Here is a 21,841-nt window from a genome sequence, read left to right as displayed (position 1 = left end):
AGTATGTCGGGTCACGGCGTGGTCGGAGGCTGCCGGTGGTGCAGTTCCACGGCCGCGAGGTAGCCGGCCACCAAGGCTCGGGCGACATCGCCGACCGCCTCATCAACGGGCAGGAAGCGGGGATGGTGCAACGGCGTTGGGTCCTCCTGATGGCCGGCGACCCGGACGCCGACAAAGCACATCACGGAGGGCACCAGCTCTCCGAAGAAGGAGAAGTCGTCGGCGCCCAGCGAGCGCATCGGCTCCGTCGGTTCAACACCGGTGTGCTCCAGCCACGCATCGACCCGGTCGACCAGGTCCGGGTCGTTATAGAGCACCGGTTCGCCCGCGGTGATCCGCACCTCGGCGTGCACCCCATAGGCCATCGCCTGGTGCTCGGCCAGCCGGCGCACCTGACGGGGCAGCGCCTCGCGGTCCCGGGCATCGGTGGTGCGCATGGTGGCCAGCAGCCGGGCCTGCGAGGGGAGCACGTTGGCGCTGGGCTCGCCTGCCTGCACGTGGCCGACGGAGACCGTGGCCGGGCGCATGGGGGAGACAGTGTGCCGCACCACCTCCGGCAGCCCCAGCACGATGTGCCCCAGCGCCGCCACGGGGTCGGCGGCGTGCTCGGGATAGGCCCCGTGGCCACCGTCACCGGTCAGCACGATCTCGATCTCGTCGGCAGCCGCGTTGACGACACCGGCCCCGGTGGCGACCTGCCCGGGAGGCACGCCAGGGTGCACGTGCGCGCCGATTGCGGCGCTCACCTGCTCGTCCGTGATCAGGCCGGACCCGATGACGTCGAGCGCACCGGAGGGATAACTCTCCTCTCGCGGCTGCAGCACCGCGAGCAGCCCGAGCGGCAGGTCCAGTCCGGCCGCGGCACGCACCACCGCGACGAGAGCAGCCAGGTGCACGTCATGACCACAGGCATGCATCCGCCCGGTGGGCGAGGCGAAGGCGACGCCCGTAGCCTCGGTGACCGGCAGGGCGTCCAGCTCGGCCCGCAGCAGCACGCTGGGTCCGTCGCTGGGTCCGGTCCGGACGAACCGTCCCGTCTCGGCGATCCGCTGCATTGGGATGCCCAGGGCGGCCTCGACCTGCAGGGAGGTCGGCTCCTCCTGCCCGGACAGGTGAGGATCGGCGTGAAGCCGGCGGCGCACCTCCAGGGCCCCCTCCAGCTCCGTGTCGAGCGCGGCGAACCAGCTGCGGTGCAGCTCGGTCAGGTCGCTCATCCGTAGACCCGGCGGGCGTTCTCGCTGCACACCAGCCGAGCGATGCGCTCCTGCTCCGCGACCGGCCACCCGTCGGCCGCGGCCCAGCGGTCCAGTGCCTCACCCAGGCCGCGGCGGAAGAGCACCGCGCCCAGGTGGAACAGCTCGGAGGCACCGAACGCGTCCGAGGAGAACAGCGCCTTGTGGAAGGGGGTCAGCTCCAACGATTCGGCGATCACCTGCGCTGACTGGGCGCCGGTGTAGTTCACGGCCAGCCCCACGTCGCAGTAGATGTGCTCGAAGACGTGGGCGAGATAGCCAGCCTCACGGTGGAACGGATAGCAGTGCAGCAGAAGGAAACGCGCACCGCTGCCACGGGCCTTGCGGAACAGGTCGGTCAGCAGCAGAGGGTTGGTGCGGTGCAGGTCGACGTGCGGGTCGCCATACCCGACATGCAGTTGCACGGGCACCGACCGGTTGATGGCCTCCCACCAGCCCGCCCGGATCACCACTGGGTCGGTGAGGCGCAGTGACCTGCCCGGCGGGGAGTCGGCCAGCCAACGCTCGACGGCGCGGGTGACCTCCTCGCCGGTCGGTGGCGTGGGGTCCAGCTCAAAACCGCCGCGGTATGCCGCCACGGACTTCACGCCGACCGCCGTGGTCAGCGCGTGGTCCAGCCGGGCGCGGAAGGCCTCGAGGAAGTCAGCTGGCTCGTGCTCGGCCGCCACCTGCTCGGCGAGGAACTCCAGGCGGACCACCTCCGCGGACCGGGCGGCACCGCGCTCGCCCATCTGGGCCGGGCTGAGGATGTCGCCGGGCCGGTAGCCGGTCTCGAGAACATAGTCGGTGATCCCCGAGGCGCGCAGCAGTCTCTGGTTAACCTCGTAAGCCCCGAGCTCCGTGCGCCTGTCCAGATAGTCCTCGGGCGAAGCGAAGGCGGGCAAGTCCAGCACCGGCGGGCAGTGCGCCCGGAGGGAGAGGCCCAGCTGGGTGTCGAAGTGGGTCGTCCCCGGTGGGGCGGGGACGTCGGACTCGGTGATCAGGTCCTCGAACTCGGCCCGGTCCAGGTCGGACTCGACCACGCCGTGACAGTGGTGATCGACCAGGTCCAGGCCGGTCAGCCACTCAGTAGATGTCGGCATACCAGTTGCACTTCTCCTCATCGCTCATGTCCGCCACCGCGGTCAGCTCGACCCGCTTGACCGCGAGATAGGTCTGCACCAGGTCCTCGCCCAACCACTCGCGGACGTCGGTGTCGGCCTCGAAGGCCTCCAGGGCCTCGCCCAGGTCGCCCGGCAGCTGCGTGATCTGGGAGGCCTCGGGGTCGCCGATGACGACCTCGGCGGGCTCCAGCCCCTGACGCAGTCCCTCCATGCCGGCGCGCAGCACGACCGCCAGCAGCAGCCACGGGTTGGCACCGATGTCGCCGGCGCGGAACTCGAAGTGCAGCTGCGGCTCCGGGTCCTGGCCCCCGATCTCGACCGTGGGGCAGATGCGCAGCAGCGCCTCGCGGTTCTCCACCCCGAGGAAGACGCCGGCCGAGGACCAGTTGTGGGGCTTGAGCCGGTCGTAGGAGATGGTCAGCGGCGCATAGATCGCGGCCAGCGAGGGGGCGTACTTCAGGATGCCGGCGGCGAAGCGACCCCCGAGCTCAGAGAGACGACCAGGTGCCTCGGGGTCCCACAGCGGGTTGCTGCCGTCGGCCGACTGGAGGCTGAAGTGGATGTGGACCCCGGCGCCGGTGCCGCCCGGTGCGGTCATCGGCGTGAAGGTCGCGCGCCGACCGAAGGTGGCAAAGACATCACGCACCATGTCGCGCAGCAGCAGGGCCCGGTCAGCGGCGGCGACCGGGGCGGACCGCTCAATGACGATCTCGTACTGGTGCTGGCCGTACTCCGGGAGCCAGTTCTCCGGCTCCAGCCCGCTGGACTTCATCGCGGTCACCAGGTGGGAGCCGATCGGCTCGGCCGAACGGAAGTTGCGCCAGGAGAAGGGGTGGTGCGCGGTGGAGCCGTCCCGGTCGGCGAACTCGTGCTCGAAGGCAACCTGGGAGGAGAGACCGAACTCCTCCTGGAGTGCTGCGACCGTGTCGCGCAGGATCGTGCGGGTGCAGCACGACCAGGGGGTGCCGTCGGTGTGGACCACGTTGGCGATCGCGACGGTGAGATCCGGCTTGCCGGGGACGCCACGGATCTGGTGCACGGCGTCCGGGTCGGGCAGCAGGCGCAGGTCGCCGCTGGAGTCGAAGGGGATGCCCTCGACGATGTGACCGTCCACACCGATGCCGAAGTTGGCCGGGACCCACCCGGTCGAGGTTCCTTCCGTCATATCGGCACTGGGCACCAGGCGGCCCTTGGTGATCCCGGTCAGGTCGCTCGTGGCGACAAAGGTGAGCGGCTCCAGGTCGGGCTGCTGGCTCATCGGTCCTCCTTTGTGATGAGCTTGCGGCCTCGCAAGCTCGTGTCCTCGCTCATCCGAGATCCTCCTGGGCGATGCGTGAACCGATCCTCTCAGCCAGCCGCGGAAAGGCAATGATGACGCCGAGGCCGAGCAGGCACCAGGCGCCCGCGATCCACGGGAAGTAGGTGTAGGGAGCCTCCTGCCCCTCGACCTGCACGATGTAGACGTAGGCCAGGAAGGTCAGCCCGAGAGCGGGAATCACAGCCTCCCAGGCGCGGATGGGGGAGCCGGGGCGGAAGGTGTGCCGGATGACGCCGATCGAGGCCATGCCGTAGGCGACGACCATGCACAGCGTGGCGATGGTGGCGAACCAGTAGTAGACCTCGACCGGGCCACCGCCGATGGCTGCCAGGAAGAGCATGAGGACGATCGCCAGACCGATGACCAGGTAGGTCGCGGTGCTGGGGGCGCCGGTGGAGTTGGTGCGGGCCAGGGCGGGCGGGCCGAAACCGTCGCGGGCCATGGCGAAGACGAGCCTGGCGGCGGCCGCGGAGCAGCTGAGCAGCGAGGCGAAGGCCACACAGAAGGCGATGATCGAGATCACCACGGCAAACCAGGCGCCGATATAGGTGGAGCTGAGCTGGGTGAGGGTGGAACTGGCGTTGGCGAAGGCGTCCTGGCCGGCCTGGTCGGTGCCGAAGCCGACCGACTGAGCAAACATCACGACGGTGTAGATCACACCGGCCAGCACGACCGCCAGCGTCAGCGCGATGGGGATGGTGTGCTTGGGGTCCTTGGTCTCCTCGCCCAAGGTGGTGCCGGACTCGAAGCCGGCCCAGGACAGGAAGCCGAAGACCGCTGCCGTCATGATCGCGTTCCAGGAGGCGTCGCCGGGCAGCAGCGTGCCGAAGTCGAGGCCGGTGCTGACCGGAGCGTTGCCGCTGCCGACGCGGGTGATGATGACGAAGGCGAGGGCCAGCATGGTGAGGATGCCGACCATGCCGATGCCCAGCAGGACGCGGGTGACGGTCTTGGACTCGCGCAGGTTGAGCGCCAGGGCGCCCAGCGCGGCGATCAGCCCGACGATCAACCACCCCCACGTCGGCACGCTGACACCGAGCTCGGTGAGCATCGCGTCGAAGAAGACGGCGCAGGCGCCGACGATGCAGGCGGAGAAGAAGAGATAGGTGCCCAGCAGGGCGAAGCCGCCGAAGAAGCCCGCCCGGGGGCCGAGGGTGGCGCCGGCCAGGGCGTAGACACTCCCGGCGTGGGTGAAGTAGCGGGTGAGTCTGACGAAGGCGTAGGCCACCGCCATGGTGCCCGCGAAGGCGACGATGAAGGTGAACGGGACGGCCTTGCCGACCAGGCCCGCGACGCCGATGCCGTTGAGCGACATCGCCATGACCGGACCCATGAAGCCGACGGAGAGGGCGGTGACCTCCCAGACGCGCAGATTGCGGTGCAGCCCTGCTCCGGAGGGTTGCTCGGACGCTGTGGTGGACCCGGAACTGCCGGTCTCATGCGGTGTGCTCGCCATGACGCACCATGAAACAGGCGATTCAGATCACTGTCAACGACTTGGTCCTGGAATCTCTGTTTCAGGGCGGCGGGCGCGTTCGTCGGGAGCCTAGCCAGAGGGTGGTGGCAGGGGAGACGGGTTCTCAGGGCTCAGGTCGTCGCGCACCGTCTCCATCCGCTCGACCCTGGCACGGCCGTCCTCGGCACGGGTGTCCATCACTGCGGTGATGAGGGTCTCGACGAGGGCGAGGCCGGGGACGAGCGAGTCGAAGGCGGAGGGAGACTCCACACGGCTGGTCAGCACGACCTCGGCGACGTCGGCCGCCGGTGAGAGCCAGGGGTCGGTCAGCAGCAGGACCCGGGCACCGGCTGCGGACATGGCTCGCGCCAGCCGGACCGTGGACGGGTCGTAGCGGCGATAGTCGAAGACGACCACCAGGTCCTGACGGCCTGCGTCGGCCACCAGGGAGGTCCTGGAGAACTCGTCCGGGGGCACCGTGCCCACGTTGCCGCGCAGCAGCTGGAGGTGGGAGGTGAGATAGCTGGCCAGCACATGGCTGAACCTGCCGCCGATGATGTGGACGGTGAGGGACTCGTCGCAGAGCCTGTCCACGGCCGCGGCGAACTCACTGGCGGGCAGGTCCTCAAAGGAGGTGCGCACGAGGGCGGCGTGCTTCTCCGCAGCGAACGGGATGAACTCCTCCCCGGCCGGCATCTGATCCAGCAAGGGGTACTGCCGCAGCGGCGAGCCCATCTGGGCGTGCACCTCGTTCATCAGCGCTCGCTGCAGCTGCGGATACCCCGCGAAACCGAGACGGCCGACGAAGCGCACGACGGTGGGCGCGCTGACCCCCGCCCGGGTGGCCAGCTCCGCAGCGGTCTCCAGGCCGGCGACCGGGTAGGCCGACAACAGGGCGCGACCCACCTTGCGTTCGCCAGCGCTCAACTCACCCAGCCGATCCCGGGTCAGCTGAGCGACGGTGACGGACGTCCCGCTGCGCTGGTCCTCGTGCATAGTGGAGTGAGGCTAGCCGGGGGACAGCGGTGACGGAAGCGTGCCGCGGAGGGGACCACTCGGCATACGGCTCGGTCTCACCCGATGACGTCGCCGATGGTGTTCCAGAGCTGGTTGACGCCCAGGACGATGAAGATCACCGCAGTCAGGGCCAGGGCGATGTTGGTGTGCAACCGGTTGGCCCACTCCTTGGGGACCCGCCGACCGTTGAGCAGGCCCAGCAGCGTGACTGCCAGGAAGGGCATGAAGAGTGATCCGAGCACGCCGTAGGCGAGGATCAGCCCGATCGGCCGCTCCAGGAAGAGCATGATCATCGGCGGGAAGGTCAGCCAGACCAGATACCACTTGAAGTACTTGCCGCCGATGCGGGTGTCAGGGTGCCCGGACTCCAGTCCACGCATGTTGCCCCAGAAGTCGGCGAACATCAGTGACACGCCATTCCAGACACCGATGATGGAGGAGAAGGCAGCGGCCCAGAACCCGACGAGGAAGGCCGTGCCGATGAAGGTGCCGTAGCGGTCGTTGAGCACATCGGCGAGCTCGACCAGCCCCTCGTCACCGGCGCTGAGGGCCACTCCGGCGGCCTGGACGACCTCGACACCGACGATGAGCATCGAGAGCACGAAGATGCCGGTGAGGACGTAGGCCATCGTGTTGTCGATGCGCATGACCCGCATCCACTTGGGGGTGTACCAGCCCTTCTCCCGCAGCCAGTAGCCATAGGCGGCCAGGGTGATGGTGCCACCGACGCCGCCGGCCAGGGCCAGGGTGTAGATCAGCCCGCCCTCCGGGATCATCGGCACCAGCCCCTTGATCATCTCCGGGAAGTTTGGTGCGGCGATCACGGCCAGCATGACGATGGTGACGAACATCAGACCCACCAGAGCCGCGGTGATCTTCTCGAAGGTCGCATAGTGGTTGAGCCAGACCATGACGAAGCCGGCCAGCCCCATGAGGACCGCCCAGATCTTGAGGTCGACGGCGGGGAACAACGCAGCGAGGGGCAGGGCGGTCGAACTCATCGCGGATGCGCCGTAGACGAAGCCCCAGATGATGATGTAGGGGCCGAAGTACCACGTCGTCCACCGCCCCAGAGTGCGCCAGCCCTCGAAGATCGTGTAGCCGGTCGCCAGGGTGTAACGCCCTGCGCCCTCCACGAGGATGATCTTGAGGATCACGCCGAGGATGACCGCCCAGAGCAGGGCGTAGCCGTAGCGCGACCCCGCGGTCAGGGTGGCCACCATGTCGGCGGCCCCCACGCCGGTGGCCGCGACGACCAGGCCCGGCCCGACGATCTTCCAGCGCGCTGGCGTCCCCGAGTCGTCATCCAACCGTTCGCCGTGACCCGCCTTGACACCGTCGTCTGACATGACACCCTCCCGCCGGGCGGGTCGGACCGCCTCGACTGCGCTCGTGCTCCAAACACCCTGGCACACCGAAGAGGTCTGTGCGCGTCCTTGACGGCGGGGTCTTGGCACTCGGTGAGGCGACCACGCGGCAGGGGCGAGGAATCGGGCCCCTAGTCTCACCCTGTGGATGTCGTGCTGGTCGGTCTCGCGCTGGGTGCAGCGGCTGGGATCAGCCCCGGGCCGTTGCTCGTCCTGGTGGTCACCTCTGCGCTGCGTGGTGGATGGCTGGCGGGGGTCATGGCAGCCTGCGCTCCGCTGCTCTCCGATGTGGTCGTCGTCGCGGGCACCCTCGTGGTGCTGAGCCAGCTGTCCGAGCAGGCCATCGGCTGGCTGGCGCTGGTGGGTGCCGTCTTTGTCGCCTGGACCGGGTGGAGCACGATCCGCGACTCACGGCACGCCGTGCTCGAGACCGGGGCCGCCGCGCAGCGGGCAGAGGCCTGGCAGGCGCTCTGGCGAGCGGCAGTGGTCAACGTGCTCAGCCCCCACCCGTGGGTGTTCTGGGCCACGGTGCTCGGGCCGCTCGCGCTGACGACGTGGCGCTCCTCGTCGGCGCAGGCCATCACTCTCGTGGCCGCCTTCTATGTCGCGATCGTCGGAGCGAAGGTGGTCATCGCCATCGTGGTCGCCAGGGGGCGTCACCTGCTGTCGGACCGCGTCTATCGGTGGGCGCTCGCCGTGGCCGGCGCGCTGTTGGTGGTCGCCGCGGTCGTGCTCGCGGTCGAGTTCTGGCCTGTCGCGTTCAGCGGATAGCCGCGCAAGAGTCTGGACGGTTGATGCTGGCCCTATTGTCGGTCGTCGACTGTCCGATCCGTCTGGCGCGATTGGGTGGTGGTCGACTGTCCGATCCGTCAGGCGTGTGCCGTTTGGGATGTTGTGGGCGTGTTGGGGTTGCGACCGTCAGTGATGATTAGTACACTTGTTCGCATGAAGGGGAGAGGCGGCGGGCCGCAGGTCGGGGAGAGTGTTCTCCTGGGTCAGCGCCGCGCGCCGGACTGGCGCACCTTCGACCTGGACTGCGTGTCGGGCGCTGGTGACGTCGGGCCCGGTGCAGTTGGTCCGGGGGAGGGCCTGGAGGAGGTGGCCCGGGTGTGGGAGGGGCAGTTCTGGACCGAGTTGGGGGCGGTTTCGGACACCGAGGGTGCGGAGTATGCCGCGTTGGTCGCCGACGTCGAGGAGGCGTTGGCGGGGCTGGGTCAGGAGGCTGATCCTGCCCAGGATCTGGTGGGTGGGTTGGAGGTTGCGGGTCGGGGCCTGCAGCGGGCCGGGCAGTGGGGGCCGAGGGGTTGGTGGCGGTCTTTGAGTCCGAGCTGGTGGCGGGGTTGGAAGCGGCCGGGCGGGTCCGTAACCAGGTGATCGGGCAGGTCGTGGCCCTGGCCCGGGAGTGTTGGGAGCGGGGGTTGCACAACCAGGTGGGGATGTCGTTGCCGACCTGGTTGCGGGTGCGTTGCCAGTGGTTGTCGAAGCAGGAGGCCTGCCATATCCTGGACGTGGTCCGTGCCGGTGAGTGCGACTGGGGGGCCGCCTTGGCGTTAGCGGTCGTGCAGGGGCGCACGGGGGTGGATCGGGGCGCGTTGGTGGCCCGCACGATGCGCCGGTTGGTGCCGTGCCTGACCCCCGAGCAGGCGCAGGACTATGCGGGTATCGCTACGGACGCGGCGATCGACCCGCAGATCAGCGACGCGGACCTTCAGGTGGTGTGCAAGAAGTTGTTGATCGACCTGCTGGACGAAAAGCCCCGGGAGGAGACCAAGGACACCGCGCAGGCCCTGCGGACGGTGTCACGCCGCGCCCTGGGCAGGGGCATGACCCGCTTCACCGTCGACGCCCCGGAGGTGGAGGCGGCACTGATCGATGGGGTGTTGAACGGGCCGTTGGCGGCACCGGTGCCGGACAAGACCGCCCTGGATGAGGGTGGGGGTTTGGACCTGCGCAGCCCCGGGCAGCGGAAGTTCGACGCGTTGCTGATGGTGCTCAACCGTGGGATGTCCAACCCCGGTGCCCCGCCGTCCTCGGGACGTGCGTCGGTGATGGTCACGGTCACAGCAGACCCGGACACGGGCAAACCTGCCGGGGCGGCGTTGTCCAACACCGGTGCGGTGCTGGACGCGGCGCAGGCCGGACGGTTGGCGTGCATCGGGGACCTGACCCCGATCGTGCTCGGTGAGCACGGCGAACCCCTGAGCCTGGGACGCACGGTGCGGCTAGCGACGCCGGGACAATTCAAAGCACTGATGGTCCGCGACAGGCACTGCACCTACCCCGGCTGCGATGTGCCCGGGACCTGGTGCGACGCGCACCACATCATCTGGTGGTGCCGCGGTGGTGGCACCGACATCGCCTTCCTGGTCCTGCTCTGTCCGCGACACCACACCCTCGTACACGACAAGGACCTGATAGCCACCGTCGCCGGATCCATCGTGACCTGGCACGTGTGACCACCCTGCCCCGCGCCCGACCCTCCGCGGCCGGGCACACAGCCATGTCCGCCGACGCTCTCCTGCGGCTCAGAGGCCTCCGCTGAGCTCAGGCCGGAGCGCTGGACTCAGCATCTCGGCGGGGTCATAGACCGGAGGGCAGGACCAGTCCGGCCTCGATCAAGGCACCTCGCACCCGCTCACGTGTGTTTGCCTCGCGGAGGCTGCCATGGTTCAGGGCGGAGGCGATCGGCGCGGGCAATCGATGAGCCAGCCAGGACAGGGCACTGATCTGGTCGCGCAGACTCAACGGAGTGCTGTCCTCGCCGAGGACACCGTGCACCGACGCATACACCTCCGCACCGGCGACTGACACGTCACCCTGCCGGCACGACATGTCGTCGGGTAGCGGGATCCGCCGATAGTTGGGCTCGGTGGCGTCCAGGGTGGCCAGCTGCGCCGTGTCGAACCACGCCACGACCGCTTCGTGCGCCCCTTCGCTGCGGAAGGGGGCAGCTGCGATGTAGCCCCGCGCGCTGACATGTGCGGAGTGGCCCACTGCCAGCCCCTCGACCTGGACCACGGCGAGAGGCACGCCGGTGCTCAGCAGCGGGCCGAGCTTGTGTCGCAGCACAGCGGGGGAGGCGTTGGACCCGACTGCCACAACCGGGACCCGCCCCTCGAGATCATCAACGCAGGCCTCCGGCACGAATGCGTCGCCCCGGAGCAGCCCGGCGCGCAGGGGCTCGGCCCACGGGTACTCACTGGGGTGCAGCGTCTCCATCGGTCCTCCAGCCCCCGAGTATGCCGTTGAGGGCGAGCCAGTGGTGGGACAGTTGCTGTATGGCGACGCACACCTATGAGATCGAGGTCATCTGGACGGGGGACCGGGGGAGCGGCACCTCCGGCTATCGCGACTATGGCCGGGACGTGCTGGCCTCGAGCGTGGGTCGCCCTGAGCTCGAGCTCTCAGCTGACAAGCCCTTCCGCGGAGACCCAGCGCGCTGGAACCCCGAGCTGTTGCTCGTGGCAGCTCTCAGCGAGTGCCACCTGCTCTCGTTCCTGCACATCGCGGTGACCCACGGAGTAACGGTGGTCGGATACCGGGACCAGCCGGTGGGAACCATGGAGCAGGACGGCATCGGCGGCCACTTCACGAGGGTGTTGCTGCGGCCGACGGTGACGATCGCCGATCCTGCTCACGTCGCGCTGGTGCCGCACCTGCACCACGAGGCCAACCAGGCGTGCTTTATCGCCAGCTCGGTGAACTTCCCGGTGGACCACGAGCCCACGACACTGGTGCGTTGAGAGAGTGCGCTCGGCGGGACTTGAACCCGCACACCCGAAGGCACAGGAACCTAAATCCTGCGTGTCTGCCAATTCCACCACGAGCGCTTGCGCCCCGATGCTAGTGCCCCGTCGAGGACGAAACGCAGCCAGTTCCGGTTCGGGGCGACGAGGCAGCGCAGCTCAGAGGCTGACGCCCAGTGCCTTGGCCAGCATGGCGACGTGGCCGGTCGCCTTGACGTTGTACTTCGCGAGTTCCACGGCGCCCTCCTCGTCGACCACGATGGTCGAGCGGATGACACCGGTCACGGTCTTGCCATAGAGCTTCTTCTCGCCGAAGGCGCCGTATGCCGTGAGCACCGCCTTGTCCTCGTCGGCCAGCACGGGGAAGGTGAGCGACTCCTTGTCGGTGAACTTCGTCAACTTCTCCGGGGAGTCGGGGGAGATCCCGACCACGGCATACCCATGGCCCTGCAGCACCGCGAGGTTGTCGCGGAAGTCGCAGGCCTGCTTGGTGCAACCGGGCGTCATCGCGGCCGGGTAGAAGTAGATGATCAGCTTGCGGCCGGCATAGTCGCTGAGCGACACCTGCTTGCCGTCGGCGTCGGGAAGGGTCCAGGCGGGGGCCTGCTGGCCCGGCTCGAGGCGGGTCATAGCGTCTCCTGAGGTCGTGGGTCGAGTTCTGCGTTATCGTCTCAGGCGACGTAGTCACCAGGGAAAGGCGTGCACAGATGGCCGACAGCAAGCCGCGGACTCGCTCTCAGAAGGAGATCGAGGCGGAGCTCACCGCGACTCGTGAGCGACTGGCCCGCACCGTGGATCAGTTGACCTTCCGAGCCTCGCCCCAGGAAATCAAGCGTCGTCAGGTGGAGGCGCTCAAGCTCCGTGCCAACCGGGCAGCCTTCACCGAGACCGGTGAGCCGCGCTATGACCGGCTCGCGACGGGGCTGGCGATCGTCGCCGGTGTCGCGATCGCACTGGGTCTGGCCCGCCGGGTCTTCTACAAGGGGTGACCCACTGATCGTCGACCGGGCGGTCTATCGCAAGGGCATCCGCCACGAGTGCGGCGACCTCAGCGACGACCTTGCCGCCATCCGCGCCTCGGAGGGCAGTGATTTCCTCTGGATCGGGCTCAAGGACCCGACCGATGCCGAGTTCGCCGACGTCGACCAGGAGTTGGGGCTGCACCCGCTCGCCGTGGAGGACGCGGTCTCCGGTCGGCAGCGGGTCAAGGTCGAGGGCTATGGCTCGACGATCTTCGCCGCGCTCAAGACGCTGGCCTATGTCGAGGAGACCTCCGACATCGAGACCGGCGAGATCATGATCTTTGTCGGCGATGGCTTCGTGGTCACCGTCCGCCGTGGTGACGTGGCGCCCCTGACCCCCGTGCGCCGCATCCTGGAGGCCAGCCCCGAACGGCTCGCCGAGCAGGGACCAGACGGTGTGCTGCATGCCGTCCTGGACGCGGTGGTTGACACCTATCTGGAGATCGACCTCGAGGTCGCTGCTGACCTGGACGAGATCGAGGAGTCCGTCTTCGGCAGCAACGACACGGCGCACTCCGGGGCGATCTATCGGCTCAAGCGTGAGGTTCTGGAGTTCCGTCGGGCCGCCGCCCCGCTCACTCCTGCGGTGGCCTGGCTCTCCAGCGCGGAGGGGCCGATCGAGTCCGGCGAGCTGCAGCTGCGCTTCCGTGACGTCGGCGACCACCTGCTGCGGGTCACCGACCACATCGAGACCTATGACCGGCTGCTCGGCGACATCTTCAACGCCCATCTGGCTCAGATCTCGATCCAGCAGAACAACGACATGCGCAAGATCTCGGCCTGGGTGGCAATGGCGGCGGTGCCGACGATGGTCGCCGGCGTCTATGGCATGAACTTCGAGGACATGCCCGAGCTGCACTGGAGCTTTGGCTATCCCCTGGTCGTGGCGCTGATGGCCCTGGCCTGCATCTTCCTCTATCGCGCGTTCCGGCGGTCGGGCTGGCTCTGAGCCCTCACATCACCTCAGGGGACTCGATGCCCAGCAGATCGAGACCGGTCACCAGCACATCCAGGGTGAGCGCGCACAGCGCCAGCCGCGACTGCCGAACCGCAGGGTCCGCGGCCTTGAGCACCGGGCAGTGCTCATAGAAGGCCGAGAAGGACTGCGCCAGCTGGAAGAGATATCCGCACAGCCGGTGCGGCTCGAGGCTCTCCCCGACCTGTGCGACCACCTCGCCGAACTCGATGAGCTCTAGGGCGAGGGCGCGTTCGGCTGCCTCGCTGACCACGATCTGGCTCGTGCGACTCTGCTCCGGCCCGGCGTCGGCGGCGCGGAAGATCGACCGCACGCGCGCGGCGGCATACTGCAGGTAGGGACCGGTGTTTCCGGTCAGCGAGGTCATCCGACCCAGGTCGAAGACGTACTCGCTGTCGTGCGCGACGGACAGGTCGGCGTACTTGACCGCACCGATGCCGATCTGCGGGGCGATGACCGCGCGGGTCTCCTCCGGCAGGTCGGGCCGGGCCTCGTCGATGACAGCGCGCGCGGTGGCGACGGACTCGTCCAGCAGCGCCATGAGCCGCAGCGGCGCGCCCGAGCGGGTGCGCAGGATCTTGCGATCCGGCCCGAGCACGTTGCCGATCTGGACGTGGACCACCTCGACCGACTCCGGCAGCCAGCCAGCCTTGCGCGCGGTGGCCCACACCATGTTGAGGTGCAGCGACTGAGGGGCGCCCACGACATACAGGATGCGGTCCGCGCCGAGGTGCTCCACCCGGTGACGGACCGTGGCGAGGTCGGTGGTGCCATAGCCATAACCACCGTCGGACTTGCGGATGATCAGCGGCACGGGCTTGCCCTCGCGACCGGTGTAACCGTCGAGGAAGACGCACAGCGCGCCATCGCTCATCGTGGCGATCCCGGCGGCCTCCAGCTCGTCACAGATCGCTGCGAGCTCGTCGTTGTAGGTGGACTCACCCGCCAGGTCGGCATCGGTCAGGGTCACGCCCAGCGCGCCGTAGATCCGGTTGAAGTAGCGCTTGGACAGCTCGACCAGCTCGGTCCACAGGCGCAGCGTGTCCGCGTCCCCGGCCTGGAGCGACACCACCCGGGTGCGGGAGCGGGTGGCGAACTCCTCGTCAGAGTCGAAGCGGGCCCGGGCGCCCTGGTAGAAGGCGTTGGGGTCGCTCTCCAGCAGGCGCGCCTCGTCGCTGTCCTCGCCCACCGCCAGGAGGTGCTCGATCAGCATGCCGAAGGGGGTGCCCCAGTCGCCGATGTGGTTCTGCCGCACGACGTGGTGTCCCAGGTGCTCCAGGGTGCGGGCCAGCGCGTCCCCCACCACGGTGGTGCGCAGATGACCGACGTGCATCTCCTTGGCCACGTTGGGTGCGGAGTAGTCGATCGGGATCTGCTGGGCCGGCTGCACGGGCACACCGTGCCGGTCGTCGGCAGCCATCGCGCTGACCCGGTCGTTGATCCAGCCGTCGGCCAGCGTGAGGTTGATGAAGCCGGGTCCGCTGATCTCGACCTGCCCGAAGACGCCGTCGGTGGGCAGGTGCTCGACGATCTGGGCGGCGACCTCGCGGGGCGGCTTGCCCACGCGCTTGGCCAGGGCCAACGCCGCGTTGACCTGGATGTCGGCGAACTGACTCGGGCGCAGCACCGGATCCGCCCCGGCGTGCTCCGGGCCGAGCGCTGCCTCGATCGCGGAGGAGACCAGGGGGAAGAGTTCGGACTGCAAGGACATGGGCCCAGCCTACGGTGAGCGGGCCGGGTGTCCGGCGCTCCGTCATACTGTCCGGGTGGAGCGGGAGGACCTGATCAGGTTGCGCCGGGTGCGCGACCTGATCGACCGGGAGTATGCCGAACCGCTCGACGTTCCTCGCCTCGCCCGCGAGGCCCTCATGTCGGTGGGGCACTTCCAGCGCTCCTTCAAGGAGGCGTTCGGGGAGACGCCCTACTCCTGGCTGATGACGCGCCGGGTCGAGCGGGCGATGGCCCTGCTCCGGTTCGGTGACCAGAGCGTCACCGACGTCTGCATGGCCGTCGGCTTCACCTCGCTCGGCTCGTTCAGTGCCCGGTTCACCGAGTTGGTGGGGGAGAGCCCGAGCGCCTACCGGGCCCGCAGTCACGACCAGCTGGTCGGTATCCCCGGGTGCTTCGTCAAGCACGCCACCCGGCCGGTGCGGCGCCGATCAGGATCGGAGAAGCGCTAAGACCCCGAGCAGTCGTAACGTTGCAGACATGAGCGAAAACACCCTCACCTCACCCATCCTCAACAGCTGTTTCGTGATCGTCGACGACGTCGACGCCGCGCTGGCGTTCTATCGCGACGCCCTGGGCCTGGAGGTGCGCCAGGACGTCTCCCAGGGCGACTTTCGCTGGCTCACCTTCACCCCGCCGGGTCAGCCTGAGATCGAGATCGTCATCCAGGACTACCAGGCCTTTGGTGTGCCGATGAGCGAGGAGGACAAGTCCGCTGTGGCCGACCTGATGGCCAAGGGGGTGCTCTCCGCCCTGGTCTTTGAGGTGCGCGACGTGGATGCGCTCTTCGCGAAGGTGGAGAGCACCGGCGCCGAGGTGCTGCAGGAGCCGGCCGACCAGTTCTATGGGGTGCGTGACTGCGCGTTCCGTGACCCGGCCGGCAACATGATGCGCTTTAAGGCCCCGCTCGCCGAGAACGCCGGGGCCTGACGTGTGAGCCTGCTGTCGCCCGTGCTGAGACCGCGCTACGGTGGCGTCCATGTCCAACGTCGCTGGTCCCCTGCCCGGTCGCGGTAAGCGCAAGGGAGGGGCGGTCACCTTCTGGATCGGGGTGGTCCTTGGCCTCGGCTCCCTAGCGCTCGCGATCATCACCGGTCTCGCCTCCTTCAATGCGATCAGCACTGCCGTCGAGGAGGCCCTACCGATCGATGGCGAGAGGACGGTCTCGTTGCAGGCCGGCGACGAGCGCACGATCTATCAGGTCGAGCAGGGCAGCGAGAACGCGCGCTGCACGGTGACCGGACCCGACGGGGAGGAGCTCAACCTCAGTCGCACCACAGAGATCGAGGGGACCAGCGGCGACACGACCTACGTCAACGTCGGCAACTTCACGGCTGAGCAGGCGGGGGAGCACACGGTGGCCTGCGAGGGGCCGAGGACGCTCGTGGGCCCGGCCCTGAATGTGGCCGGCACGATCGGCGGCATCTTCGGGGTCCTGGCGGGCATCGGCGGCATGATCCTGGGTGGCGTCCTGGCGATCATCGGGGCGATCATCTGGTTTATCGGTCGGGGCGAGAGCAAGCGGGCGCTGACCGCTGGCCCGCCCGGCGGTTACGGCGGTTACCCCCAGGGTGGCGGCTATCAGCAGGGTGGCTATCAGCAGGGCGGTTACCCCCAGGGTGGCGGCTATCAGCAGGGTGGTGACCAGCAGGGTGGCTACCAGCAGGGTGGCTACCAGGGAGGCCCTCCGCCCCCGCCCCCACCACCGTCCGGACAGTAGCCCTCCGCGATAACCCGTCGCGCTTCGCCGATCACGCGGATACCGTCGCCGCCATGCCTGATGCTGAGTTCGATGACCCGCGCCTCGCCCCGCTCTACGACGTCCTCGACCCCGACCGCAGCGACCTGGACACCTACCTGGCTGTCGCGGAGGAGGTCGGTGCCCGATCGGTGCTGGACGTCGGGTGCGGGACCGGCACCTTCGGCATACTGCTGGCGCAGCGCGGGATCGAGGTGACGGGGGTCGACCCGGCAGGTGCCAGCCTGGGCGTGGCCCGGGGCAAGGAGTATGCCGATCGGGTCACCTGGGTGCACGGTGACGCCACTGCGCTGGGCTCGCTGCAGGTTGACCTCGCGACGATGACCGCGAACGTCGCGCAGGTCTTCCTCACGGACGAGGCCTGGGCGGAGACGCTCGCGGCGATCCACGCGGCACTGCGCCCGGGTGGGCACCTGGCGTTCGAGAGCCGGGTCCCTGAGAACAGGGGCTGGGAGCGGTGGACCCCCGAGGCGACCCGGGCCACCACCGACGTGCCGGGCCTTGGGCCGCTGACCGAATGGATGGAGATCACCGCCGTGCGGGAGGACCCGCTCCTGGTCAGTTTCACCGCGCACAACGAGTTCCCTGACGGACAGGACGTCATCTCCACTTCGACGCTGCGCTTCCGCTCCCGGGAGGAGCTGGAAACCTCGTTGGCGGCTGCGGGCTTCGAGGACGTCGTGGTGGGCGACTTGCCGTATGCGCCGGGCCGCGGCTGGCTGGTGCGAGCCCGGCGACCCTTGTCCACAGGGTGAGCGACGGGTCTGGCGGACCCCATGCGATGCCCTTAGAGTCAAGGGGTGACGATTTCGGGGAGTATCGAGCAGAAGGTCCGCCAGCTGGACAACGACGTGCACGCGCTCTACGAGTTGATCCACAAGATCAGCACGACGCAGGGGCGGCACACCAATCGACTTGCCGAGATCACAGAGGACCTCGCTGCGATCAGGACCAGCATCTCTGGGCACGATGCCCGGTTTGAGTCGATCGACGGCAGGTTCGACGCGCTCGAGGGCAAACTTGACGTCCACGATGCCCGGTTTGAGTCGATGGAGGGCAAGCTCGACGCGCTCGAGGGCAAGCTCGACCGCGTGCTGGACCTGCTGGAGCGCTGAACTCAGGCTGTCAGTTCGTCGTCCACCCGGGTCGGGTGTGCAACCCGCAGGCCGGCCAGGGTCAGCACGACGCCGCTGAGCATGAGCATGATCAGCACCACGGTCCAGGTCCCGGTGGCCTCATAGATCAGACCCACCAGGAACGGACCCAGCGCCGCCAACATGTATCCGGTGGGCTGCACGAACCCGGAGAGCCGCGCCGTGACCTGCGGGTCACGGGTGCGTGCGGTGATCAGGGCGATCGCGGTCGGGAACGCAAAACCGGATATCCCCAGGATGATCGCCCAGAGCCACGGCACTGCGGACGGAGCCAGCAACAGTCCGCCGTTGCCGATGACGAGGAGCACACCGAAGGCATACATCCACGACGTCAGCGAGGGGGAGCGCGCGATGACCGTGGGCATCATCAGTGCGCCGATCAGGGTCAGTGCCGTGAGCAGGGACATGAGGACCCCCGCATAGCCCGCGGACAGGCCCGCGTCCCGATAGATCTGGGGCAGCCAGCCAAACTGGACGTAGGCGTTCATCGACTGGATGCCGAAGACCACGGTGAGGGCCACCGCCGTCGGAGAGCGCCAGATCTGCCCGACCGCGCTCGCCGATCGCGCAGACCCGCGTCCTCCCGGAGTCGCCCGCTCCCGGACGGCGATGACCGCCCACGGTGCGACTGCCACGAGGGCGAGCAGACCCCACACCCCGAGGGCGGCGCGCCAGCCCAGGTCGAAGTTCGCGCTGATTGGGGCGACCAGCGCTGCCCCCATGGCGCCGCCGAGAGTGAGGCCGGCGCTGTAGAGCGTCATCAGCCGGACGTCACGCGGCTGCCGCTTGATCCAGGCCGGCACGAGCACATTGCCGATGGCGGCACCGCCCAGGGCCAGGCCGGTGAAGACCAGGAAGAGCACGGTGCTGTCGATCATCGACCTGGCGAGCAGGCCGATGCACAAGGTGAGCAGACCGAGCACGATGCCGGTCGTCATACCGACCCGTCGCGCCAGGCCCACGGCCAGGGCACCGACCAGACCGAAGGCCAACCCTGGCAGGGCCGTCACGGAACCGGCGACCGTGGTGCTCATCCCCAGGCCCTGCGTGACCTCCTCCAGGATCGGGCCGACCGAGGACGCGACCGGGCGTAGGTTGACAGCGATCAGGATGGTCGCGACCAGCGCGAAGCCTGTGCCGACGGCACGCGAGCCGGGAGAGGCCGACTCAGGCGGTGGGGTCACTCCGCATCGAGCTGTCTGACGACGCGTGCCGGGTTGCCCACCAGGACCACGTTGGCGGGCACGTCCTTGGTGACGACCGATCCCGCACCGACCACTGAGTTGTCGCCGATCGTGACTCCGGGCAGCACGATGGCTCCGCCGCCGATCCAGACGTTGTCGCCGATGGTGATCGGAGAGGCCGACTCGAGCCCGTCACGGCGCGGGGTCGGCTCCAGCGGGTGCCACGGGGTGAGCAGCTGGACATGGGTGGCGATCTGGCAGTGGCGGCCGATGGTGATCGGTGCGACGTCGAGCGCGGTCAGACCGAAGTTGATGAAGGTGCCCTTGCCGATGGTCACGTTGGTGCCGTAGTCGACATAGAGCGGTGGCCGCACCTCGACGCCCTCGCCGAGTGAGCCGATCAGCTCCTGGAGGATGGGCCGGGCGGCGTCGCGGTCCTCCAGATAGGTCGTGCCATAGTCGGCCGCGAGCTCGATGCCGCGCCGTCCCTCGGCGGCGATGCGCGGGTCGTCGGCGATATAGAGGTCACCGGCGACCATGCGCTCGTAGTTGCTGCGGTCGTCCCCCGCGAAGTAGTCCGTCACCTAGCCAGGTTAGCCGCGCAGGTCCCTGGGGTTGATCGCGGAGGTCAGAGCCGGGGCATAGCCCGAGCGGTAGCCGTCCGCGTTCGGGTGGAACGCACCTCCTGTGGGCGCGATGGCGCCGTGGAGCCACGGGTCGTCGGCGTTGACGCCGTGGCCGTCGAACCGCTTCGTCACGTCCACGAACTGGAAGCCGTGCTGCTGGGCGACATCGGCGATGGTCGCGTTGAGCAGGTCGGCGGCGTCGTTGGCGGCCTGCTGCTCCACGACGGACATCAGGGCCTGGGTCCCCGGCACCGTGTAGTCCCCGAACTCCGGGGAGTACAGGCGGGCATAGCCGGTGACGGCGACGTGAGCGTGCGGTGCTGCCGCCCGCACGTCGGTGTATGCCGTGTCCAGCGTGGCGGGGAGAGTGCTCCGGATCTGCGCCTCCACCGCCGTGATCTGGAGCAGGCACAGGGGGTCGTCCGCGGCCAGACAGATCAGCACGGTCTGTCCCCAGGGGATGTCGTTGCCGCCGATGGTCAGCGTGACCAGGTCGGTGTTCTCGTCCAGGGCGTCGAGCTGGGACTGCAGGCTGTTGCCGCCCGGCCCGGCGGTCGCACCGGGCACAGCGGCGAAGTCCTCGAGGCTGATGCGCATCCGGCCGTCCAGGAGGTCCGGATAGGCCGCACCATCCGGCGCGCCCGACCCGGCGGCATACGAGTCGCCGATTGCGTCATAGGTGAACGACGGTGGCGCTGCCGTGGCGGTCGCCGAGAGCGGGAGTAGCAGGCCAACGGCCGCTGCCAGGCAGGTCATGGTTCGGGCGGTGGGTGTCATGCCTAGCCAGCGTAGCCCTCCTCGTGTCTCCCCGTAGGCACTGCGCCAGCCCCTCACTCCGCTGGGAGAGCACGTCTTACAGCCTCGTTTGTATCTTGGAGCCTGTTGCAACCAGCTCCAAGATACGGTTCCGGCTCTAAGACGTGGGTGGCTCAGCCGACCTAGTCCCGGGCTGTCACGAAAGCGGCCACGCAGGTGCGGACGTCGTCCGCCGAGTGCGCCGCGGACAGCTGCACGCGGATGCGCGCCTGGCCCCGGGGCACCACGGGATAGGAGAAGGCGATCACATAGACGCCCTGGTCGAGCATGACGTCGGCGATCTCGCTGGCCTTGCGTGCGCCGTCCTCACCGGGGAACATCACCGGCACGATCGGGTGCTCGCCGGGCAGCAGGTCGAAGCCTGCCTCGGTCATCAGCGACCGGAACAGCTCGGCGTTGGCGCGCAACTGGGCGCGCGGCTCGTGGGAGTCGCGGGCGATCTCCAGTGCCTTGGCCGATCCGGCCACCACCGACGGCGCCACCGCGTTGGAGAACAGATAGGGCCGCGCCCGCTGCTTGAGCAGGTCGACGATCTCCTGGTGCGCGGCGACGAAGCCTCCGCTGCCGCCGCCGAGGGCCTTGCCCAACGTGCCGGTCACGATGTCGATGCGGTCCAGGACGCCACAGGCCTCGTGGGAGCCGCGCCCGCCCTCGCCGATGAAGCCGGTGGCGTGGGAGTCGTCGACCATGACCATCGCGCCGAACTCGTCGGCCAGGTCGCAGATCTCCTTCAGTGGCGCCAGATAGCCGTCCATCGAGAAGGCACCGTCGGTGACGATGACCGTGCGGCGTGCGTCTGTTGACGCCTCGAGCTGGGCGCGCAGGTCGGCCATGTCCCGGTTCTTGTAACGGAAGCGCTGGGCCTTGGACAGGCGCACCCCGTCGATGATCGAGGCGTGGTTGAGCTCGTCGGAGATGATCGCGTCCTCGGGGCCGAACAGCACCTCGAAGATGCCGCCGTTGGCGTCGAAGCAGGACGGGAACAAGATCGCGTCCTGCGTGCCCACAAAGTCGGCGATGGCGCGCTCGAGGTCGGTGTGCTGGGACTGGGTGCCACAGATGAAGCGCACCGACGCCATCCCGAAGCCCCACTCGTCCAGCGCCGTGTGCGCGGCGGCCACGACGTCGGGGTGGTCGGCCAGCCCGAGATAGTTGTTGGCGCAGAAGTTGAGCGCCTCGGCCCTCAGGTCGTCCTTCGTCCTGGTGGTGATGTGCGAGGACTGCGGTGAGGTGAGCTCCCGCTCGACCTTGAACAGTCCCGCGTCCCGGATCTCCTGCAGCTCGCCTGCCAGGGCGTCCTTCACGGCATACATCGT

General features: G+C 68.7%; 24 protein-coding genes and 1 tRNA gene. 11 read left to right on the top strand and 14 right to left on the bottom strand.

Annotated elements, in window-relative coordinates:
• Nucleotides 1-11 precede the first annotated feature (11 nt).
• The 6 genes from FNH13_RS14765 to FNH13_RS14740 all read right to left on the bottom strand — a co-directional run bounded on the left by FNH13_RS14765 (nt 12) and on the right by FNH13_RS14740 (nt 7,496).
• Nucleotides 12-1,214 (bottom strand): M20 metallopeptidase family protein, encoded by a 1,203-nt coding sequence (locus FNH13_RS14765; protein WP_143784122.1) that lies wholly within the window; start codon nt 1,212-1,214, stop codon nt 12-14.
• A complete protein-coding gene (locus FNH13_RS14760) occupies nt 1,211-2,335 on the bottom strand; it encodes an amidohydrolase family protein (protein WP_143784121.1) in 1,125 nt (374 codons plus the stop codon). The genes FNH13_RS14765 and FNH13_RS14760 overlap by 4 nt, the downstream gene beginning before the upstream one ends.
• On the bottom strand, nt 2,319-3,614 hold the full coding sequence (locus FNH13_RS14755) for a glutamine synthetase family protein (protein WP_143784120.1): 1,296 nt from the start codon (nt 3,612-3,614) through the stop codon (nt 2,319-2,321). Before FNH13_RS14755 ends, FNH13_RS14760 begins: the two co-directional genes overlap by 17 nt.
• Nucleotides 3,615-3,663: 49 nt before the next feature.
• Nucleotides 3,664-5,130, bottom strand: coding sequence for an APC family permease (locus FNH13_RS14750; RefSeq protein WP_143784119.1), 1,467 nt, complete (start codon nt 5,128-5,130; stop codon nt 3,664-3,666).
• Nucleotides 5,131-5,220: 90 nt separating this feature from the next.
• Complete coding sequence (locus FNH13_RS14745) at nt 5,221-6,126, bottom strand: MurR/RpiR family transcriptional regulator (protein WP_143784118.1); 906 nt, start codon at nt 6,124-6,126, stop codon at nt 5,221-5,223.
• A 77-nt stretch (nt 6,127-6,203) separates the two neighbouring features.
• Nucleotides 6,204-7,496: an Nramp family divalent metal transporter gene (locus FNH13_RS14740; protein ID WP_143784117.1), complete on the bottom strand. Its 1,293-nt coding sequence runs from the start codon at nt 7,494-7,496 to the stop codon at nt 6,204-6,206.
• Between the two features lie 162 nt (nt 7,497-7,658).
• Between FNH13_RS14740 and FNH13_RS14735 the strand changes: the two genes are divergently transcribed.
• The 3 genes from FNH13_RS14735 to FNH13_RS14725 all read left to right on the top strand — a co-directional run bounded on the left by FNH13_RS14735 (nt 7,659) and on the right by FNH13_RS14725 (nt 9,970).
• The gene (locus tag FNH13_RS14735) at nt 7,659-8,285 is read left to right on the top strand and encodes a LysE family translocator (RefSeq protein WP_143784116.1); all 627 of its coding nucleotides are present in this window, start codon (nt 7,659-7,661) and stop codon (nt 8,283-8,285) included.
• 174 nt (nt 8,286-8,459) lie between these two features.
• Nucleotides 8,460-8,888: a hypothetical protein gene (locus FNH13_RS14730; RefSeq protein WP_143784115.1), complete on the top strand. Its 429-nt coding sequence runs from the start codon at nt 8,460-8,462 to the stop codon at nt 8,886-8,888.
• Nucleotides 8,822-9,970: an HNH endonuclease signature motif containing protein gene (locus tag FNH13_RS14725; RefSeq protein WP_165700136.1), complete on the top strand. Its 1,149-nt coding sequence runs from the start codon at nt 8,822-8,824 to the stop codon at nt 9,968-9,970. The genes FNH13_RS14730 and FNH13_RS14725 overlap by 67 nt, the downstream gene beginning before the upstream one ends.
• A 124-nt stretch (nt 9,971-10,094) precedes the next feature.
• Here the strand turns inward: FNH13_RS14725 and FNH13_RS14720 are convergent, their stop codons facing one another.
• The gene (locus FNH13_RS14720; RefSeq protein WP_143784113.1) at nt 10,095-10,733 is read right to left on the bottom strand and encodes a hypothetical protein; all 639 of its coding nucleotides are present in this window, start codon (nt 10,731-10,733) and stop codon (nt 10,095-10,097) included.
• A 59-nt stretch (nt 10,734-10,792) separates the two neighbouring features.
• On the opposite strand from FNH13_RS14720, the gene FNH13_RS14715 reads away from it, so the two are divergent.
• Entirely contained in the window at nt 10,793-11,257 is a 465-nt protein-coding gene (locus FNH13_RS14715) for an OsmC family protein (RefSeq protein ID WP_143784112.1), read from the top strand.
• Nucleotides 11,258-11,262: 5 nt separating this feature from the next.
• Here the strand turns inward: FNH13_RS14715 and FNH13_RS14710 are convergent.
• Both FNH13_RS14710 and bcp read right to left on the bottom strand, forming a co-directional pair.
• Nucleotides 11,263-11,344: transfer RNA gene (locus FNH13_RS14710), tRNA-Leu, on the bottom strand.
• Between the two features lie 75 nt (nt 11,345-11,419).
• Nucleotides 11,420-11,890 (bottom strand): thioredoxin-dependent thiol peroxidase, encoded by a 471-nt coding sequence (gene bcp / locus FNH13_RS14705; RefSeq protein ID WP_143784111.1) that lies wholly within the window; start codon nt 11,888-11,890, stop codon nt 11,420-11,422.
• Nucleotides 11,891-11,967: 77 nt separating this feature from the next.
• On the opposite strand from bcp, the gene FNH13_RS14700 reads away from it, so the two are divergent.
• Both FNH13_RS14700 and corA read left to right on the top strand, forming a co-directional pair.
• On the top strand, nt 11,968-12,249 hold the full coding sequence (locus FNH13_RS14700) for a DUF3618 domain-containing protein (protein WP_143784110.1): 282 nt from the start codon (nt 11,968-11,970) through the stop codon (nt 12,247-12,249).
• On the top strand, nt 12,200-13,231 hold the full coding sequence (gene corA / locus FNH13_RS14695; RefSeq protein ID WP_321169201.1) for a magnesium/cobalt transporter CorA: 1,032 nt from the start codon (nt 12,200-12,202) through the stop codon (nt 13,229-13,231). The genes FNH13_RS14700 and corA overlap by 50 nt, the downstream gene beginning before the upstream one ends.
• Before the next feature lie 4 nt (nt 13,232-13,235).
• Here the strand turns inward: corA and argS are convergent, their stop codons facing one another.
• A complete protein-coding gene (gene argS / locus FNH13_RS14690) occupies nt 13,236-14,969 on the bottom strand; it encodes an arginine--tRNA ligase (protein WP_143784108.1) in 1,734 nt (577 codons plus the stop codon).
• Nucleotides 14,970-15,024: 55 nt separating this feature from the next.
• Here argS and FNH13_RS14685 point away from each other — a divergent pair, with 55 nt between their 5' ends.
• From FNH13_RS14685 to FNH13_RS14665, 5 genes are read left to right on the top strand one after another with little or no spacing between them, the layout of a single operon-like run.
• Complete coding sequence (locus FNH13_RS14685) at nt 15,025-15,438, top strand: helix-turn-helix domain-containing protein (protein WP_228266431.1); 414 nt, start codon at nt 15,025-15,027, stop codon at nt 15,436-15,438.
• A gap of 28 nt (nt 15,439-15,466) precedes the next feature.
• Nucleotides 15,467-15,916, top strand: a complete 450-nt coding sequence (locus FNH13_RS14680; protein ID WP_143784106.1) for a VOC family protein — start codon at nt 15,467-15,469, stop codon at nt 15,914-15,916.
• A 49-nt stretch (nt 15,917-15,965) separates the two neighbouring features.
• On the top strand, nt 15,966-16,706 hold the full coding sequence (locus tag FNH13_RS19330) for a hypothetical protein (RefSeq protein WP_202878793.1): 741 nt from the start codon (nt 15,966-15,968) through the stop codon (nt 16,704-16,706).
• 53 nt (nt 16,707-16,759) lie between these two features.
• Nucleotides 16,760-17,500 (top strand): class I SAM-dependent DNA methyltransferase, encoded by a 741-nt coding sequence (locus FNH13_RS14670; protein ID WP_143784105.1) that lies wholly within the window; start codon nt 16,760-16,762, stop codon nt 17,498-17,500.
• A gap of 45 nt (nt 17,501-17,545) precedes the next feature.
• Complete coding sequence (locus FNH13_RS14665) at nt 17,546-17,860, top strand: hypothetical protein (RefSeq protein ID WP_143784104.1); 315 nt, start codon at nt 17,546-17,548, stop codon at nt 17,858-17,860.
• Between the two features lie 2 nt (nt 17,861-17,862).
• Here the strand turns inward: FNH13_RS14665 and FNH13_RS14660 are convergent, their stop codons facing one another.
• The 4 genes from FNH13_RS14660 to FNH13_RS14645 all read right to left on the bottom strand — a co-directional run bounded on the left by FNH13_RS14660 (nt 17,863) and on the right by FNH13_RS14645 (nt 21,838).
• Nucleotides 17,863-19,083, bottom strand: coding sequence for an MFS transporter (locus tag FNH13_RS14660; protein WP_143784103.1), 1,221 nt, complete (start codon nt 19,081-19,083; stop codon nt 17,863-17,865).
• Nucleotides 19,080-19,622 carry a sugar O-acetyltransferase gene (locus tag FNH13_RS14655; RefSeq protein ID WP_143785161.1) on the bottom strand — a complete coding sequence of 181 codons (543 nt, stop codon included), beginning with the start codon at nt 19,620-19,622 and terminating at the stop codon, nt 19,080-19,082. The genes FNH13_RS14660 and FNH13_RS14655 overlap by 4 nt, the downstream gene beginning before the upstream one ends.
• A gap of 54 nt (nt 19,623-19,676) precedes the next feature.
• Nucleotides 19,677-20,486 (bottom strand): SGNH/GDSL hydrolase family protein, encoded by an 810-nt coding sequence (locus FNH13_RS14650; RefSeq protein ID WP_143784102.1) that lies wholly within the window; start codon nt 20,484-20,486, stop codon nt 19,677-19,679.
• 161 nt (nt 20,487-20,647) lie between these two features.
• Nucleotides 20,648-21,838 (bottom strand): glycine C-acetyltransferase, encoded by a 1,191-nt coding sequence (locus FNH13_RS14645; RefSeq protein ID WP_143784101.1) that lies wholly within the window; start codon nt 21,836-21,838, stop codon nt 20,648-20,650.
• Between the last annotated feature and the right edge of the window lie 3 nt (nt 21,839-21,841).

Source organism: Ornithinimicrobium ciconiae, assembly GCF_007197575.1.
Lineage (GTDB): Bacteria > Actinomycetota > Actinomycetes > Actinomycetales > Dermatophilaceae > Ornithinicoccus > Ornithinicoccus ciconiae.
The sequence above is the reverse complement of the archived record's forward strand: the minus strand, read 5'-3'. Positions and strand labels throughout refer to the sequence as shown.

Bases quoted from the DNA above. Each gene is read 5' to 3' on its own strand.
- FNH13_RS14745 (WP_143784118.1), bottom strand. From the start codon at position 6,126: ATGCACGAGGACCAGCGCAGCGGGACGTCCGTCACCGTCGCTCAGCTG.
- FNH13_RS14730 (WP_143784115.1), top strand. From the start codon at position 8,460: ATGAAGGGGAGAGGCGGCGGGCCGCAGGTCGGGGAGAGTGTTCTCCTG.
- FNH13_RS14700 (WP_143784110.1), top strand. From the start codon at position 11,968: ATGGCCGACAGCAAGCCGCGGACTCGCTCTCAGAAGGAGATCGAGGCG.
- FNH13_RS14670 (WP_143784105.1), top strand. From the start codon at position 16,760: ATGCCTGATGCTGAGTTCGATGACCCGCGCCTCGCCCCGCTCTACGAC.
- FNH13_RS14715 (WP_143784112.1), top strand. From the start codon at position 10,793: ATGGCGACGCACACCTATGAGATCGAGGTCATCTGGACGGGGGACCGG.
- FNH13_RS14680 (WP_143784106.1), top strand. From the start codon at position 15,467: ATGAGCGAAAACACCCTCACCTCACCCATCCTCAACAGCTGTTTCGTG.
- FNH13_RS14755 (WP_143784120.1), bottom strand. From the start codon at position 3,614: ATGAGCCAGCAGCCCGACCTGGAGCCGCTCACCTTTGTCGCCACGAGC.
- bcp (WP_143784111.1), bottom strand. From the start codon at position 11,890: ATGACCCGCCTCGAGCCGGGCCAGCAGGCCCCCGCCTGGACCCTTCCC.
- FNH13_RS14740 (WP_143784117.1), bottom strand. From the start codon at position 7,496: ATGTCAGACGACGGTGTCAAGGCGGGTCACGGCGAACGGTTGGATGAC.
- FNH13_RS14650 (WP_143784102.1), bottom strand. From the start codon at position 20,486: ATGACACCCACCGCCCGAACCATGACCTGCCTGGCAGCGGCCGTTGGC.
- FNH13_RS14750 (WP_143784119.1), bottom strand. From the start codon at position 5,130: ATGGCGAGCACACCGCATGAGACCGGCAGTTCCGGGTCCACCACAGCG.
- FNH13_RS14765 (WP_143784122.1), bottom strand. From the start codon at position 1,214: ATGAGCGACCTGACCGAGCTGCACCGCAGCTGGTTCGCCGCGCTCGAC.
- FNH13_RS14645 (WP_143784101.1), bottom strand. From the start codon at position 21,838: ATGTATGCCGTGAAGGACGCCCTGGCAGGCGAGCTGCAGGAGATCCGG.
- argS (WP_143784108.1), bottom strand. From the start codon at position 14,969: ATGTCCTTGCAGTCCGAACTCTTCCCCCTGGTCTCCTCCGCGATCGAG.
- FNH13_RS14655 (WP_143785161.1), bottom strand. From the start codon at position 19,622: ATGGTCGCCGGTGACCTCTATATCGCCGACGACCCGCGCATCGCCGCC.
- FNH13_RS14720 (WP_143784113.1), bottom strand. From the start codon at position 10,733: ATGGAGACGCTGCACCCCAGTGAGTACCCGTGGGCCGAGCCCCTGCGC.
- FNH13_RS14760 (WP_143784121.1), bottom strand. From the start codon at position 2,335: ATGCCGACATCTACTGAGTGGCTGACCGGCCTGGACCTGGTCGATCAC.
- FNH13_RS19330 (WP_202878793.1), top strand. From the start codon at position 15,966: ATGTCCAACGTCGCTGGTCCCCTGCCCGGTCGCGGTAAGCGCAAGGGA.